Source organism: Pseudomonas putida (assembly GCF_016406145.1).
GTDB classification, from domain to species: Bacteria; Pseudomonadota; Gammaproteobacteria; order Pseudomonadales; family Pseudomonadaceae; genus Aquipseudomonas; species Aquipseudomonas putida_E.
The window spans coordinates 4,379,778-4,392,903 of the sequence record NZ_CP066306.1 but is presented as its reverse complement, the minus strand read 5'-3'; the positions used below and the strand labels follow the sequence as shown (position 1 = coordinate 4,392,903).

Genomic DNA, 13,126 nt, shown 5'->3' with positions numbered 1-13,126 from the left:
TTCGTATTTGTTTAGCGAGAGAAAGGCACTTTGGTTAATCTATACCGTTTTGTTTGGTATGGTTCCAATTTTTATGCGATTACTTGCTGCGGGGCTTGTTAACGGCGGTAAGATACCCCTTATCACGGCTTCGGATTTTATATCTTTAGGTATTGTTTTGCACATTTCGCTCTTGGCGGAAATTAGATATAACGATACAGAGGAGGCGGGTTGGAAAAAACAGATTGCCGGGATCTCGGTGTTAGCAGTCGTATTTTATGCTGTGATGTATGTTTTTTCACTGCTTTCGGACGTCTTTAATGATGTCAATGCTCGTTTCGTGTTGATAGCTTCGATTGGTATGGCGATAGGCTCCTTCGCAATGTGTTTGGCAGTATATGATCGTTTGACATATGTGCCTGCTCATACAAAAGAGGTGGCGGCATGATCAATTTATTGGTTGTTATAATTGGCGTATCGTTTTTGGTTATTTCTGCGGTTTTCGCAGTTGTGACTGCTAAGAATACTCGAAATCACTACTACAATGATTTTGTGAAAAGGAAATCTGAGCGTGAAAAGCTTCGTGTATCTCGATGAGTACAAAATGTACTCTCTTTCATCTCAGCTCATGGAGGGTGTTACCGACTTTGTTGTTTCCGAAAGTTCTTCCAGGGGATCGGAAGAGGAAACTCAAGCTGGTCCATTCAATAGCGGTCGTAAGATGGCGAGTATCATCGAGACCACATCTGGGAATGTTGAGAAGAAGTTTCTTCATGATTATGCTTATGCATTGTTTGAGGAAAAACTTCAGGAAAGTGGTAAGATTAACTCGGTAAGCTCTGAAAACTCGTTTTCTGATATTGCATCAGATCCGTTGGGGCGCAGGTTCATTCGTATTAAGGCGAAGGCAAGCTTCCTTGATGCGGTGGATGTTATGAAGAGTATGGAGTCTCTTGTTGATATTCAAGAGGCGATATCAGTGATTTCTGTTAATGATGAACGTGAGGAATTGATAGCTGAAATCCTAGAACTCTCAGATAATCCCAGCAAGCGAGGTAGATTAGGGCAACTCAAGATCGAATTGGATAAGTTGTCCAAATCTCAAGTTCCCAAGGAAAAGGCCGCCAACGATCGTCTGCATTACAGAAATACCTCAGCCGTGCTCGAGCATGGCTTCAAGCGACGATTGGATTTGTCCATGGACATGAAAGATTGTCGCGTCGATGCAGATCTCAAGCGTGATTGTTTGAAGGATCCAGAGGATTTTGTTTTCAAAACCTACTCTCGAGTGTCTGAGGTTGAGCTGGTGCTGTTAGGCATGGTTACCCAGTGCCGCCCTTACCAGGAGCAGGAGGAAGAGCAAGAGGAAGAGGAAGAGGAAGAGGAAGATGCAGGAGGTAAATTGAGCGAAATGATCCGGCATACAACAGCTGCCCTTCAATCGCTTGAAGCCCATTTCCATAGACCTGCTGTTAATCAGATAATTGTGCATCCAATCGCAGTTTATCTTGAGTTGTAAGCTCCGCCCAGATTATTAGGCCAGCCTGAGTGTTGGCGGTTCTTTCCGCTTTCGCCCAGGCTTAACCTTCTGGTGTTCCCCATCTCGGAACTCCCGCAGGAATTTGCGCACGTCCTCTTTCAGCCAGCAGTGCCGGTTGCCCATCTTGAAGCTCTTGGGAAGCCACGGCACGCCGCGGCGAATCCCCTCCCTGATCGACGCCTCGGTGCGGCCCAGCAGCTTGGCCAGGCCCTCGACCGTCAATACCTCAGTCTCTTCGCTCATACCTTATTCCCCGCCTGACGCGTCAGGTTTTGGTTGTCACGCTGACCTGTCACGTCAGGTTCGTTTTGCTGGCGGCAGCGCAGGCTTCGACTCAATGAACGAGCTGGCCGAGTGTTCGCCGCCAATGTGGCGGAAGTAGTCGATCTCAACCTTTGCGCTTTCAATAAGTACGCGGCTGATATCCGATACCGACTGGGCGCGCTGAACCTCCTTGGCCAAGTTGTCGTCATCAGCCTCACGCACCGCTTCGAGCTGGGCGAACAGGTGGTCGCGAAGATCGCTGAGCTTATTTTTCATTCCTGGTCTTCCTCTTGATCTCTTTCTTCAGTTCGTTCTGCAGGTAGAGGATGTCAACGATCTCTTCCGGCAAGTCTTTGTAGTGATGGTTGTTGCGCAACTGGTGCTCGGCCCGTGTGCGCAGGCATAGATTGGCAAGGTCCGTGTTCTGCACGTCTCCATCCTTGGCCGCCACCACCATCCCCTCTGGAACAGGTCCGTTGGCTTGCTCCCAGGTGTAGATATGAATCGGCCTCCACACGTCGGGCTGCGCTACCTTGATCAACGTGTACCGGCCCTTACGGTGGGTAGCACCAACTGGTCTTGGATCTTGGCCAAGCGGACCCCCTTGAGCATCCAGCCTGGCAAGTAGGATGCGGCGATGCGTTTCCGACCTGTGGGCATCGGTTTTAACTAGTCCAAACTGGACTGCCCTTAAAGTGATGGCTGTTTTCGTCCGCCCTGGTAAAAGCAAGCAGAGCTCCTTGTTGGTTTTGTTGGGATAGAGCAGGCGAAGGAGTGCATCCTCTGCCTCGGTCCAACGCTTGACTTGCCCGCGCCTAGTCATGGCTTGCTCCTGCCTGCAGTTCTCCGATGACTGATTGGATGCCGGCCACATAGCTGCCTGGCCGGCCTAAAGTCGCGCCGTTCAATCGCTCTACCACCACCTCGACCGGAGAGCCTCGCAGCGAGGCGACCAGGTCAATAGCCCAGTTCCTTGCCTCCAAGTACATGAAGCGATTGATGGGGCCGGCCGGAGGCATCGCCGGTCCAGAAAATTTGCGGGCCGGCTCTGAAACCTGCGCTGACGGGATCTTTGCAGCCGATCTCGATACGACCGAGTTGACCCGGCCGCGACCCCGCTTGAGTCCCATCGATTCGATGATCTCCATCGCTGCCTGGCTGACATCGCGATTGCTCATGGGCGCCCCCGGAAGTGATCGGCCAGCACCTGTCGCCCGTCCAAGCCGCAAGCGGCAGACAGATCCAGCACTTGGCCGAAGGTTGTGTCGCGATGTTGTAGGGCGTTCCACAGCAGCAGGAGCAGGCCGGCCTGGCTCATGGCTGCTGCCCCTGCGTGTCCTGCACCACGTGCTGCTCGGTGAAGTGCCGGATCGCGGCATCAATTCGCTGGTCCAGGTCCTCACCAGCGCGCACTGTGCCCATACCGCCCGCTCTATCGAATACTGCTGGTGTGAAGCCGGAGTCCGTCAGAAGGGCGCTATCCCGCAGCCATCGGTACCGGCGTGCATCGGCCACCAGCTTGACGTGATCGTCGATGCTGAATGCTGGCGCCTCATGGACAGTACCTTCGGCGACGCGGCGCTGGTGAATCTCCTCACGGTCGATTATTACACCGCGCGGGGCGTCGATCCCGAGGCGGACCTGGCAGCCGTTGACCTGGGCCACGGTGACCCGGATGTTGCCGCCGATGACGACGGTCTTGCCGATGTTGCGGCTGAGCATGAGCATGTGAATCTCCTTATTGAAGGCAAGCCGAGGGCCCGCCGCGGTTGTTGGCTTTCGCAAAAGTCAGGGGTGGATCAGGTCAGGCGGGGAGCGTTACGCCACCGCCAGGGCGCACTCGGCGCGCCTGGTAGCCACTCGGGTTTCGATCTTGCGCTCGCCGCCATTGCTGCCGCGACGGACTCGCATCAAGTGTTCATCATCCATTGCCGCCTGGCCGATTAACCCAATGCACATGATCAAGGACAGCTTTCTAGCGATACCTCGATAGAAAAGCTCGGTTGGTACAGCGGAGCGGCTACTGATGCCAAGCTTGTAGAAGATCCGCTCGATCGATTTCTTGATGGTTGCTGGTGAGCAGTCGAGCTCCCTGGCGATCTCTTTGTTACCCAGGCCGCAGCAGATGCCAAGTGCCGCCTTCAGTTCTTGAACGGCGAGAATACCAACGTTGCCTTCCATGTCTCTGAAGCTGATTACGTTCTGCATTTGGCACCCTCACATGTGTAAGCTCTGCTCAAAAATATAAGCTGATTGATATTTTCATGCAAGCAGTTGACTTATGTTTTTATCAGTGAACTGATTTGGCTGATCGCCGGGCACAAAAAAGCCCGGGATCACCGGGCTTTGGAGATGGTGGTTCGGCTAGTAGAAGGATGCTCCCCAGAAGACACGACCAATGATCTCGATGGACTTCTCGGCCATCTCATCTGCGGTGTAGGTCTCGTCAGGATGCTCGCTTTGGTTGAAGCTGCGGAATCTTACTCCTCCTCCAGGAACGCGATACAGAACCTTTACTCGGAGCTGACCATCATGCTTGATAGCGTACATTTTTCCATCGACGATCTGCGTTTGCCCGATATTCACGCCTACAGTGCTCCCATCTGGAAGCACTGGCTCCATCGAATTTCCTGACACAACCACGCAGACAGCCTGGTCGAATTGTACGTTATGCGCACGGAGGGATCGTTTTCCAAACCTAAGCTTTGCTGTCGAGCTTCGCTCAATCACCGTTCTTCCGCTCCCTGCAGACAGTTCCACTTCTCGCAGGAAGGGGATCTCAACTTCATCGTCCTCCAGCGGCGTATCGTCATCCCATGCCTGGATCGGCTCAAGCGCGACCGCAACGCCTGGGTCGTACACGGGCTTAGCGTTCTCATGAGCAGTTTTTAAGGGGTGGTCCCCAGAGTTTAAAAACGCTTCCACGGATGCCGCATCTCTAAGCATCGTGCCCCACCCCTCAGCAAGCCAAGCGCTGCTGACGCCGCAAGTGCTAGCTATGGCCATTAGGTATGAAGATCGCTGGGTCTTGCCTGACTCAAGCTGACTTATCGCTGTTTGGGCAATACCAATTTTTTCAGCGAGATCGCGCTGAGTAAGGCCTGCGTGCAGCCTGGCGGCCCTGATTCGTTCAGATAGTTTCATCCGCTGATCCTATAAAAATGCTTATGTGCTTGCAAAGAAGTTTGCTTCTGTGCAGCATATAAATTGACTTATCAGAGGCCCATAGAATGGCTCGTTCAATCAGCAGGCTGATAAACCATTTCGGCACCCAGGCCCTGACCGCTAAGGCACTGGGCGTATCCCAGGCCACCGTTTCGTACTGGCTTTCTGGTGCCGTTAGGATGAGTGCTGAGAAGGCATTTCTCGCCGAGCTCGCAACTGGAGGCGCAGTGGCCGCCGCATCCCTGTGCCCTCTGATTGCTCAAGTCGAAGCTCGCCACAAGGTAGGTGAATCATCTGCCAAAAATGACAATCGCGCACCTGGGCCTGTTGGCTCTGTATGCCCATCCAGCGTTGGGAGTGGCGCTGTATGAATACCCAGGTGTGTTTGCCACCTTACGCTAGCTCGATGGTTAGCAGACCATCGAGCATTGCCGCCAATTCACAGTTCAATCCCATGCTAACGAGTAACGCGCACGAGTTGAGTGGCGGCGTAAGACCGTTTTGTGGATTCTCTTTTCAAGTAGGCCCTGTTCAGGGCCTTCCAATGGCGAGCAGTAGCCATTTGAATAACCCGAAACTTATCGCGAGCGCAGGTTGCGCTTTCAAAGGAGCGTGATATGCGCGCGCAGACATCTATTCGCCAACCCCGTCCGGGGTAATCGAATCACCCCAGGATCCTGGGGTTGCACTTCTGGGCTTTGCGCGATGGTGGAATGGAAAACACCGGACACAAAAAAGCCCAGCCTTAGCTGAGCCTTTAAGTCGCTACCAGTTCGCACCTGGTGGCTGGGTATCACTTTGCTTCGAGAAACCAAAATGAGTTCAGAAAATAACACCGCGCCACCACCGGCGCAACCCACCAAGACCGTCGAGCTTGCTTTCTTCGACACCCCAATCGACAACCGCGGCCTCTACTTGCTCAAGGTCGAATCCGGTGTCAATGCGGAAGATGCCCTGCAGGCAGCGAAGGTTCTCGCGTCTGGCATGGGACAGCTGTGCCAGCACGTCCACGACTCGCTAAATTACGGTGAGTCGGTCTACTGCGATGCAATGGAAGCTTTGAAGTTTCTGAGCGAGACCGTTTCTACGTTGGTGTGGAGCGTCCAGAAGGGCGTCGCATCGCCAGCTACGGAGGCACAGTCATGACCACTGCGCCAATCGTTGCAAACGTGGCCGCTGAGGCCGAGTTCCAGCTGATGGTAGCCAAGGACAATCTGATCTGGCTGAGCTCCCTGGTCCGCGCTGTTCACCTGAGCCACACCCATGACCGCGGCCTTCACGCGGATAGCTTGGCCAGCCTGGCGCAGTTTCTCGACGACACCGGATTTTCCGGAGTTGACCGCGAAATCGAGCGCTTCAGGCAAATTCACAAAGATCATTGCGCGCCACGAAAGCCTACCTCACGAAATCGTGGCGCGGGAGGTGCGGCATGAGCGCGCCGATAGCCCAAGCCCCGCTGGCTCGTGAAGGTCAACTGCTGCAGCCGGCCATGCTGGATGCCCAGGCGATGGCCTACATGAACTTTGCCAGACTGGAACACCGCAAGCTTGAAGCCTTGGTGCGCACGATCGTGATCCCCATGTTGGGCGGCTATCACAACGAGCTTGCCAAGGAACTGGATCGCCATCTGGAACAGGCGCGCACATTCAGCGGCAACTTCTGCTGGCAGCACCGGCACCTTGGCGCGTCGTATGGCTTGGTTGGTGAGGGGGCGGACGTATGAACCTGGTCACCATCCACGACACTCAGCTGCCCGTCGTCGAGTACCGGGGCCAGCGCGTCGTCACCCTGGCGATGATCGATCAGGTGCATGAGCGGCCCGAAGGAACTGCTGGCCGCACCTTCACCGCCCACAAGGACCGTCTCATCGAGGGGGCGGATTACTTCTTCGCCGACACCAGCCAAAAAGACGTTTTGCGTTGTTTTGGAATTGAGGTGCCCAACCGCGGACTGATCCTGATGGCCGAGCAAGGCTATCTGATGTTGGTCAAGCCTTTCACCGACGATCTGTCGTGGTCGGTCCAGCGCCAGCTGGTCAACAACTACTTCAGGCCGGCTCCCGCGCTGCCCACCGACTACATCACAGCGCTGGAGCACCTGCTGGCCTCGAAGCGTTCTGAGCAGCTGGCGCTCGAGCAGCGAGATCATGCAATTGCCACCAAGGCGGAGATCGGTAGCCGGCGCGAAGCCACAGCCATGGCCACCGCATCAGCTGCAGTCCGCAAGGCAATGCACCTGGAGAACGAACTGGGTCGTGGTTGCCAGCACGCCACCGTGACGGCGGTTGAAAAGGCGGTCCACCGGAGTTTCGGTGGCCAGGGTTTCCGCCCGCTCAAGAATTGGTGCGACAGCCACGGTGTGGCCGCCCCGAAAGTCCAAGACCCTCGATTCGGCTGGGTTCGCTCCTGGCCAGCTGCCGCCTGGGCGGCTGTTTACCAAATTGACCTGGCCGATCTGTTCGGCGCTGCTGGAGAGCACGAATGACCCTCATCAGACTTAAGGTCGCCGAGAAGCTCGCCAAGATCGCACGCAAACCTGACCACTCGCCGAGGACCATGCTGATCCTGACTCAGCGAATGGTTCGCATCAGCTTGGCCAGGTTGGCTGAAATACGTGCCGAGCGCCGAGTGTTCAGGCGCGAAGCTGCAAAGCTGCAGGGCTATCCGTTTACCCAGCAGCAGATGGATAGGCTCCTGGAGAAATCCCGAACCCATCGCGACGATGACGTTCGAGACATCAAGCGGGGCTTGATTGGCATGGGCTATCACCTGATCAAGGACACCGACAACAGCTACGACGCCATTGGCTTCGACTGCTTGTGCGACCTGCTGAGCATCAACCCGGTACATCGTCCAGCAATCCAGAACGACGAGCGAGGTCTTGCGGGGCTGATCTACGTCGCAAGATTGGAAAACAGCGCCAACCCACAGTCCGAGGGCTGGGGAGAGGGCGGGCCTTTGTTTGAGGCCTGCTTCATGGCGATGGTCGACTGGATTAAGACGGCTCCCGAGGGCGACCTGCCTGATCTGTTCGGCCCAGGTTCACCCTTTGCTGGCGTTGAAGTGGTCCAGGTCAACCCATGGACGGATAGCACCGGTCCCTCATCGGAGACTCTCCAATGACTATGACCCCGAACCATGCCCAGGCGCTCCAGCAGCGCGGTGGCGCGACGATCATCAACGGCCCATGGCCAACCTACACCCAATTCAAGGGCCCTCCAGAGCGAGAGCGGTGGGCGCTGTACGAGCTGGCCAAGGCCGGGCGCCAGGCGATGGAAGACAGCGGCTTCGAGATGGCCGAGAGCTACGACGCCTTCGTGCGCCGCGTTTGTGAGGAGCTGCAGCTGTGAGCAAGCCAGTGAACGTGGAAAAAGCTACGCCCACGACGTTCTACGCCAAGCAGGCACCGTACAGCTCACTGAGCAACGATGTGGTGGCCATGATCATCAATCCTGATGCCCTGGCTATCTGGACCTACCTCCAGACCCGATCCAGCGACTGGAAGGTCATTGGTTCACACCTGCAAGACCGGTTCGCAATCGGTCGTGAGCGCTACTCGAAGGCCATGGCCTGTCTCAAGGAGCTGGGGCTGGTCAGCCATGAAGTCGTGCGCGAGGAGGGGTCCGGAAAGGTGCTCGGACGCCGGGTGATCGTCCACTACGAACCGAACCTACAGGTTTCCGAATATTCGGTTAACCGAAGTGTGGGTTTACCGAACTGTGGGCAAACCGACAACTACTTAATAAAGGATTCTATTACTCAATCAATAGAGAAAAAACCAACGGTCGCTGACGCTCCCGAGCAGGTCGAGTTTGATCGTTTTTGGAAGCTTTACCCGCGCAAGGTCGGCAAGGCCAGTGCCGAGAAGGTTTGGAAGAAGCTCAAAGTGGACGCATCCCTGTTCACCCGCATGTGCATCGCCCTGGCTGCTTGGAGCAAGTCTCCCGACTGGACCAAGGATGGCGGTCAGTTCATCCCGCACGCAGCTACATGGCTGAACGGCAAGCGCTGGGACGACGAGCTTCCAACTGCTGGCGCGCATCACCAATCCCCACACCTAGACCTGGACCAGATCGACCACGAGGAAGGCCTTGAGCGCCAGCCCGATGGCTCCTACCGCATTGCGAGGCAGTACCCATGAACGACTTCATCCTGAAGACCCAGCGCACCATCTGCGCGGAGCACGGCGGCTACGACGCCAAGCTGGTGGAGCAGTTCACCGGCCCGGCGATCTGGACTGGGTGCCCGCGTTGCGAGTTTGATGCCCGCCACTCTGCCGACCAGGAAGTGCGCCAGCAGGCTGTAGATTTGCTGGATAGCCGGACGACCAACGCGCTGCTGATGGCCAGCAACGTGCAGCCGCGGTTCCGTGGGTTGGGCTTCGACAGCTACCGCACTGATTTCGCTCCAGGCGAGCAGCCTGGCGTACTGGCGCGATGCCGCAACTATGCCGAGAATTTTGATCAGAACTGGGAAGCCGGTCGCTCGCTGATCCTGCTTGGCACCATGGGTACCGGGAAAACGCACTTGGCCTCTGCGATCATCCAGGCGGTGATCCAGGCTGATGCCCTTGGCGGTGCCAATGCGCTGTACACCACCGCGTCTGACATCATCCGCAGCGTCAAAGAGACGTTCGGTAAGTCGGGCCGGAGCGAAGCTGAGGTTTACGCTGATCTGTGCAGCTACGACCTGCTGGTGGTGGATGAGGTTGGTGCCCAGCACGGTACCGATTTCGAGCGTCAGGTGATCTTCGAAGTCATCAACGGCCGCTATGGTCGCAAGCTGCCCACCATCATGATCTCGAACCTAAGTCTCCCCGAGGTACGCAAGTTCATCGGAGATCGGGTGGTTGATCGGCTGTGCGACAACGGCGGTGAAGTGCTGGTGCTGCGCTGGAAGTCCGTGCGGGGTGCCGCATGAGTCGCGACCTGTTCAGCATTGAGGCCGAGCACGCCCTACTGGGCGCCCTGATGCTTGATGCCAGCCTGTACGACGATATCACCAGCAATCTGACCACCCAGGACTTCAGCGACCTTGAGAACGCTGCCCTGTATCAGTCGATTTGCAATACCCACGCTGCCGGCTACTCGGTCGACCCGGTTACGGTTGGGTCGCGATACCCGACGCTACCCAGCGGCGAGAGCACGATCTACTACGCCGGTACCATCGCCAAGAACACGCCCAGCACGGCGAACTGGAAGGCCTATCTGCGTACGGTATTGGAGCGCTCGACGCTGCGCCGCGTGGTAGAGGTGGCTGAGGTGATACGGGGCAGTGTCCACGACGACAAGCACGTTGAGGAAGTGATTGCGCTGGCGCAGCAGGCCACCGCAGATCTGCGCAACCTCGACAGCGCAGAGCCTGAGTATCACCGCATCGGCGACGTGCTGCCCGCAGTGATCGACGGCATCGACGCACGGTTCAACGGCACTGTCTCGCGAGGCCTTAGTACAGGCATACCAGATCTGGACAACATCCTGTGCGGTCTTCGACCTGGTCACATGATCGTCGTGGCCGGCCTGCCCGGGTCTGGCAAGACGATCCTCGGCCAGCAGATCGCCCAGCACATCACTGTTTCGCTGGGCCACGCTGGCCTCATGTTCAGTCTGGAAATGACCAAGGAAGAACTGGCCGCGCGGGGCATTGCTTCCCTTGGCGCCGTGAACCTGTCGCGCATCGACGCGGGTAACACCCTGCAGGATGACGACTGGCCGAAGATCACCAGCGCTGTGAGCTTGCTGAATCGCGCCAGGCTGTACGCCAACGACCAGGCCGGCATGACTATGCCTCGCATCCGCTCTATCGCTCGGCAGTGCCAGAAGCGTGAAGGGCTAGATGTGCTGGTGGTGGATTACCTGACTTTGATCGCATCCGAGAGTAGCCAGAACCGCGCCCTTGAAGTGGGCAAGATCAGCACCTCCCTCAAGAACCTGGCCAAGGAGCTCGGTGTGCCGGTGATCGTGCTGGCGCAGTTGAACCGCGGGCCTGCAAACCGCCCCGACAAGCGACCACGCCCGAGCGACCTTCGCGACTCTGGCCAGATCGAGCAGGACGCCGACGCCGTGATCCTTGTGCACCGTGACCCTGACAGCGAGGAAGGCCAGAACGGCGTCACCGAGCTGATCGTGGGCAAGTGCCGCCACGGCAAGCCTGGCACCTGCCTTGTCCAGGCCCAGGGCCAATACGTGCGCTTTGTGCCGTTCGGCGGCCGTCCGCCAAGTGACGACGAGGTCGAGATGGGCCGCGTCGTGAATTTCTCCAAACACCGTAAGGGGAGCCAGCACCGTGAAACTTTCTGATCTCTGGCCAGGCCACAAGCCGCCAGCACGCACTCCTACAAAACCGGTTGTCTCGGTAACCGTGACCAAGCGTGCTGGCGCCGAGCAGGCTCCTTCCATTTTGGAGAACGAGCAATTGCCCGCCACCCACGCACCTACAAGTGCACACCGGCGCCTGGTCGGCCCTCGTGAACTGCCCGAAACCCTTGAGGCCTGCGAGGCCCTGCACGAGCAACTGATGAGTGACGCGATCCGCCTAGAGCTGGCGCTGAGCCAGGCACAGGAGGGCGCTGTTCAGGGGCGCCCATACGACCGGAGCTGGTACAACCGGGCCAAAGCGGCGCTCAAGCACATCAACCATGACCGCACCCGCCTGCTTTACCGATGCGGCCAGTTGCGCAAGGAAGCCAAGGTGCACGCCCAGCAGCACATGGACCGGGTCATCCTCGACGTGATCAAGGAGGCGATGCCAGCTGACCAGTTCCTGGGTTTTGTTCGACTTGCTGAGGCCCGCATGGCCCAAGGAGTAGCTCGATGAGCAACGTTACCGCGGCGCAACCGCGCAAAAGTATGACCGCCGTTGAGTGCAAGTTCCTCAAGGTTGGCAACCGCATGCTGCTGGAGCAGAACAAAGGCCGGATCGCTTCGGCCGCGCTGATGGACATCGTGGCCGACTGGCACGCTGCGCGCGCCAACCTGGGGTTCGAGCAGTTCGCCAAGGGCTGGATCACCGAAGGCAACGCCAAGAACAAACACGCTGACAAGCTGCTGCGCGAGCTGTTCGGCCTGGACACCGACCCAACGCCCCGGAGGGCTGCATGAAGAAACGAACCTACGTGGACAAGGCGCTGGGCGATACCGAGTACCTGCTGGAGCAATGGGGCTGGTGGCGAATGAGTGAAATGGGGGTGCCCCGGTATGTGTCGCCGCTCTATGCGCTTATGCGCGACAACGTTCCCAGCGAGGGCGGTGTCAGGCAGCACGTGATCACGGACGACCTAGCGCTGGTTGTGGACGGTGCCGTGGCCAGACTGACAAAGCGTAACCAACAGATGGGTGACTTCGTCTGGGCCTACTACGGGTCAAAGCATCCAGCCATGCGGGTAGGGCGGGATGCGGGCATGTCCGAGCGCAAAGCCCGAGAGATCATCAAGGCGGGGGTTGCATGGATTGATTGCGCTCTGGAGGAAATTCGAGAGGCGGCGTAAAAGTTCTATGCGGGCGGATAAACACCTGTTTTCATAGCAGCGTGTCCAGCCTGCAACAGCACGCGACACAGATGAACCCCGGCCATTGTGTCGGGGTTTTTGTTGTAGTGGCTTTTTGATATATTCCGCGCCCTCACTTGGAGGGAACCCATGAAAAAAGCCATCTTCACTGTAATTGTCGCCGCCGCTGTCGCTTCGGGCTGCACTGTTCGAGTAGCCGACATGACTGTCGCGAGTACCAAGAACTACAACATCAATTCTTCGAAGTTCGTGAAGGGGTCCCGAGTCACTGGCGAAGACACCTACCCCGTTATCCTCTTTCCGTTCGGCATTCCCAACATGAAGACTGCTATGGATAACGCCATTCAGAAGGATGGGTGTGCAGTTGGTCTCTCGGATGTTGTGATGAGCCAGCTCAACCACGCCTTCCTCGTGGGCTCCATCGGATATCGAGTGGAGGGTGATTTGATTATCGACACCTCCCGCCCAGGCTGTGAAAAACGAGCCTAAAGAGTCAGTCTGATCGCTGACATCCTGAGCCCCGCCATTGTGCGGGGCTTTTTCATTTATGGAGCAGTGCTTATGGCCGAGCCAAGTACCGGCGCCCTCGCAGTGACCGGCGTACTTGCCAGCGTCGGCCTGGGTATCCCGATATAGCTATTTATCCCCCTCAATGCGTACATCCGAGATACC

At 57.2% G+C, this 13,126-nt stretch carries 24 protein-coding genes; 16 read left to right on the top strand and 8 right to left on the bottom strand.

Annotated elements, in window-relative coordinates; all coding sequences use genetic code 11:
- The first annotated feature begins 7 nt into the window (after positions 1 to 7).
- Together JET17_RS20180 and JET17_RS20175 are read left to right on the top strand one after the other, a co-directional pair.
- Entirely contained in the window at positions 8 to 427 is a 420-nt protein-coding gene (locus JET17_RS20180) for a hypothetical protein (protein WP_042111673.1), read from the top strand.
- Between the two features lie 123 nt (positions 428 to 550).
- Positions 551 to 1,498: a DUF6414 family protein gene (locus JET17_RS20175; RefSeq protein WP_042111672.1), complete on the top strand. Its 948-nt coding sequence runs from the start codon at positions 551 to 553 to the stop codon at positions 1,496 to 1,498.
- A gap of 15 nt (positions 1,499 to 1,513) precedes the next feature.
- Here the strand turns inward: JET17_RS20175 and JET17_RS20170 are convergent, their stop codons facing one another.
- The 8 genes from JET17_RS20170 to JET17_RS20135 form a co-directional block, all read right to left on the bottom strand.
- Positions 1,514 to 1,762 (bottom strand): helix-turn-helix transcriptional regulator, encoded by a 249-nt coding sequence (locus JET17_RS20170; protein ID WP_012315791.1) that lies wholly within the window; start codon positions 1,760 to 1,762, stop codon positions 1,514 to 1,516.
- A gap of 54 nt (positions 1,763 to 1,816) precedes the next feature.
- Positions 1,817 to 2,059, bottom strand: a complete 243-nt coding sequence (locus tag JET17_RS20165) for a hypothetical protein (protein ID WP_012315790.1) — start codon at positions 2,057 to 2,059, stop codon at positions 1,817 to 1,819.
- Positions 2,049 to 2,606, bottom strand: coding sequence for an HNH endonuclease signature motif containing protein (locus JET17_RS20160; RefSeq protein WP_012315789.1), 558 nt, complete (start codon positions 2,604 to 2,606; stop codon positions 2,049 to 2,051). The genes JET17_RS20165 and JET17_RS20160 overlap by 11 nt, the downstream gene beginning before the upstream one ends.
- A complete protein-coding gene (locus JET17_RS20155; protein WP_042111669.1) occupies positions 2,599 to 2,961 on the bottom strand; it encodes a hypothetical protein in 363 nt (120 codons plus the stop codon). Before JET17_RS20155 ends, JET17_RS20160 begins: the two co-directional genes overlap by 8 nt.
- Positions 2,958 to 3,101, bottom strand: a complete 144-nt coding sequence (locus JET17_RS20150) for a hypothetical protein (protein WP_190273314.1) — start codon at positions 3,099 to 3,101, stop codon at positions 2,958 to 2,960. Before JET17_RS20150 ends, JET17_RS20155 begins: the two co-directional genes overlap by 4 nt.
- Complete coding sequence (locus tag JET17_RS27865; RefSeq protein WP_012315788.1) at positions 3,098 to 3,511, bottom strand: carbon storage regulator; 414 nt, start codon at positions 3,509 to 3,511, stop codon at positions 3,098 to 3,100. The genes JET17_RS20150 and JET17_RS27865 overlap by 4 nt, the downstream gene beginning before the upstream one ends.
- 90 nt (positions 3,512 to 3,601) lie before the next feature.
- The gene (locus JET17_RS20140) at positions 3,602 to 3,991 is read right to left on the bottom strand and encodes a LuxR C-terminal-related transcriptional regulator (RefSeq protein ID WP_012315787.1); all 390 of its coding nucleotides are present in this window, start codon (positions 3,989 to 3,991) and stop codon (positions 3,602 to 3,604) included.
- A gap of 156 nt (positions 3,992 to 4,147) precedes the next feature.
- On the bottom strand, positions 4,148 to 4,927 hold the full coding sequence (locus JET17_RS20135; protein ID WP_012315786.1) for an XRE family transcriptional regulator: 780 nt from the start codon (positions 4,925 to 4,927) through the stop codon (positions 4,148 to 4,150).
- 86 nt (positions 4,928 to 5,013) lie between these two features.
- Between JET17_RS20135 and JET17_RS27600 the strand changes: the two genes are divergently transcribed.
- The 14 genes from JET17_RS27600 to JET17_RS20065 all read left to right on the top strand — a co-directional run bounded on the left by JET17_RS27600 (position 5,014) and on the right by JET17_RS20065 (position 12,943).
- Positions 5,014 to 5,319: a transcriptional regulator gene (locus JET17_RS27600; protein ID WP_080516490.1), complete on the top strand. Its 306-nt coding sequence runs from the start codon at positions 5,014 to 5,016 to the stop codon at positions 5,317 to 5,319.
- Between the two features lie 445 nt (positions 5,320 to 5,764).
- A complete protein-coding gene (locus JET17_RS20125) occupies positions 5,765 to 6,094 on the top strand; it encodes a hypothetical protein (protein WP_012315785.1) in 330 nt (109 codons plus the stop codon).
- Positions 6,091 to 6,381, top strand: a complete 291-nt coding sequence (locus JET17_RS20120; protein WP_012315784.1) for a hypothetical protein — start codon at positions 6,091 to 6,093, stop codon at positions 6,379 to 6,381. The genes JET17_RS20125 and JET17_RS20120 overlap by 4 nt, the downstream gene beginning before the upstream one ends.
- Positions 6,378 to 6,671 carry a hypothetical protein gene (locus JET17_RS20115; RefSeq protein WP_012315783.1) on the top strand — a complete coding sequence of 98 codons (294 nt, stop codon included), beginning with the start codon at positions 6,378 to 6,380 and terminating at the stop codon, positions 6,669 to 6,671. Before JET17_RS20120 ends, JET17_RS20115 begins: the two co-directional genes overlap by 4 nt.
- On the top strand, positions 6,668 to 7,432 hold the full coding sequence (locus JET17_RS27395) for an ORF6N domain-containing protein (RefSeq protein WP_012315782.1): 765 nt from the start codon (positions 6,668 to 6,670) through the stop codon (positions 7,430 to 7,432). The genes JET17_RS20115 and JET17_RS27395 overlap by 4 nt, the downstream gene beginning before the upstream one ends.
- Positions 7,429 to 8,070: a hypothetical protein gene (locus JET17_RS20105; RefSeq protein WP_012315781.1), complete on the top strand. Its 642-nt coding sequence runs from the start codon at positions 7,429 to 7,431 to the stop codon at positions 8,068 to 8,070. Before JET17_RS27395 ends, JET17_RS20105 begins: the two co-directional genes overlap by 4 nt.
- Complete coding sequence (locus JET17_RS20100; RefSeq protein ID WP_012315780.1) at positions 8,067 to 8,297, top strand: hypothetical protein; 231 nt, start codon at positions 8,067 to 8,069, stop codon at positions 8,295 to 8,297. Before JET17_RS20105 ends, JET17_RS20100 begins: the two co-directional genes overlap by 4 nt.
- On the top strand, positions 8,294 to 9,088 hold the full coding sequence (locus tag JET17_RS20095; RefSeq protein ID WP_012315779.1) for a hypothetical protein: 795 nt from the start codon (positions 8,294 to 8,296) through the stop codon (positions 9,086 to 9,088). The genes JET17_RS20100 and JET17_RS20095 overlap by 4 nt, the downstream gene beginning before the upstream one ends.
- Complete coding sequence (locus JET17_RS20090; RefSeq protein WP_012315778.1) at positions 9,085 to 9,867, top strand: ATP-binding protein; 783 nt, start codon at positions 9,085 to 9,087, stop codon at positions 9,865 to 9,867. Before JET17_RS20095 ends, JET17_RS20090 begins: the two co-directional genes overlap by 4 nt.
- Positions 9,864 to 11,246, top strand: a complete 1,383-nt coding sequence (locus JET17_RS20085) for a replicative DNA helicase (RefSeq protein ID WP_012315777.1) — start codon at positions 9,864 to 9,866, stop codon at positions 11,244 to 11,246. The genes JET17_RS20090 and JET17_RS20085 overlap by 4 nt, the downstream gene beginning before the upstream one ends.
- Positions 11,233 to 11,763, top strand: a complete 531-nt coding sequence (locus JET17_RS20080; protein ID WP_012315776.1) for a hypothetical protein — start codon at positions 11,233 to 11,235, stop codon at positions 11,761 to 11,763. Before JET17_RS20085 ends, JET17_RS20080 begins: the two co-directional genes overlap by 14 nt.
- On the top strand, positions 11,760 to 12,047 hold the full coding sequence (locus JET17_RS20075; RefSeq protein WP_012315775.1) for a hypothetical protein: 288 nt from the start codon (positions 11,760 to 11,762) through the stop codon (positions 12,045 to 12,047). Before JET17_RS20080 ends, JET17_RS20075 begins: the two co-directional genes overlap by 4 nt.
- The gene (locus JET17_RS20070; protein WP_012315774.1) at positions 12,044 to 12,433 is read left to right on the top strand and encodes an antiterminator Q family protein; all 390 of its coding nucleotides are present in this window, start codon (positions 12,044 to 12,046) and stop codon (positions 12,431 to 12,433) included. Before JET17_RS20075 ends, JET17_RS20070 begins: the two co-directional genes overlap by 4 nt.
- A 150-nt stretch (positions 12,434 to 12,583) precedes the next feature.
- Positions 12,584 to 12,943 carry a hypothetical protein gene (locus tag JET17_RS20065; protein ID WP_012315773.1) on the top strand — a complete coding sequence of 120 codons (360 nt, stop codon included), beginning with the start codon at positions 12,584 to 12,586 and terminating at the stop codon, positions 12,941 to 12,943.
- Positions 12,944 to 13,126 lie beyond the last annotated feature (183 nt).

Bases quoted from the DNA above. Each gene is read 5' to 3' on its own strand.
- JET17_RS20170 (WP_012315791.1), bottom strand. From the start codon at position 1,762: ATGAGCGAAGAGACTGAGGTATTGACGGTCGAGGGCCTGGCCAAGCTG.
- JET17_RS20165 (WP_012315790.1), bottom strand. From the start codon at position 2,059: ATGAAAAATAAGCTCAGCGATCTTCGCGACCACCTGTTCGCCCAGCTC.
- JET17_RS20160 (WP_012315789.1), bottom strand. From the start codon at position 2,606: ATGACTAGGCGCGGGCAAGTCAAGCGTTGGACCGAGGCAGAGGATGCA.
- JET17_RS20155 (WP_042111669.1), bottom strand. From the start codon at position 2,961: ATGAGCAATCGCGATGTCAGCCAGGCAGCGATGGAGATCATCGAATCG.
- JET17_RS20150 (WP_190273314.1), bottom strand. From the start codon at position 3,101: ATGAGCCAGGCCGGCCTGCTCCTGCTGCTGTGGAACGCCCTACAACAT.
- JET17_RS27865 (WP_012315788.1), bottom strand. From the start codon at position 3,511: ATGCTCATGCTCAGCCGCAACATCGGCAAGACCGTCGTCATCGGCGGC.
- JET17_RS20140 (WP_012315787.1), bottom strand. From the start codon at position 3,991: ATGCAGAACGTAATCAGCTTCAGAGACATGGAAGGCAACGTTGGTATT.
- JET17_RS20135 (WP_012315786.1), bottom strand. From the start codon at position 4,927: ATGAAACTATCTGAACGAATCAGGGCCGCCAGGCTGCACGCAGGCCTT.
- JET17_RS27600 (WP_080516490.1), top strand. From the start codon at position 5,014: ATGGCTCGTTCAATCAGCAGGCTGATAAACCATTTCGGCACCCAGGCC.
- JET17_RS20125 (WP_012315785.1), top strand. From the start codon at position 5,765: ATGAGTTCAGAAAATAACACCGCGCCACCACCGGCGCAACCCACCAAG.
- JET17_RS20120 (WP_012315784.1), top strand. From the start codon at position 6,091: ATGACCACTGCGCCAATCGTTGCAAACGTGGCCGCTGAGGCCGAGTTC.
- JET17_RS20115 (WP_012315783.1), top strand. From the start codon at position 6,378: ATGAGCGCGCCGATAGCCCAAGCCCCGCTGGCTCGTGAAGGTCAACTG.
- JET17_RS27395 (WP_012315782.1), top strand. From the start codon at position 6,668: ATGAACCTGGTCACCATCCACGACACTCAGCTGCCCGTCGTCGAGTAC.
- JET17_RS20105 (WP_012315781.1), top strand. From the start codon at position 7,429: ATGACCCTCATCAGACTTAAGGTCGCCGAGAAGCTCGCCAAGATCGCA.
- JET17_RS20100 (WP_012315780.1), top strand. From the start codon at position 8,067: ATGACTATGACCCCGAACCATGCCCAGGCGCTCCAGCAGCGCGGTGGC.
- JET17_RS20090 (WP_012315778.1), top strand. From the start codon at position 9,085: ATGAACGACTTCATCCTGAAGACCCAGCGCACCATCTGCGCGGAGCAC.
- JET17_RS20085 (WP_012315777.1), top strand. From the start codon at position 9,864: ATGAGTCGCGACCTGTTCAGCATTGAGGCCGAGCACGCCCTACTGGGC.
- JET17_RS20075 (WP_012315775.1), top strand. From the start codon at position 11,760: ATGAGCAACGTTACCGCGGCGCAACCGCGCAAAAGTATGACCGCCGTT.
- JET17_RS20070 (WP_012315774.1), top strand. From the start codon at position 12,044: ATGAAGAAACGAACCTACGTGGACAAGGCGCTGGGCGATACCGAGTAC.
- JET17_RS20065 (WP_012315773.1), top strand. From the start codon at position 12,584: ATGAAAAAAGCCATCTTCACTGTAATTGTCGCCGCCGCTGTCGCTTCG.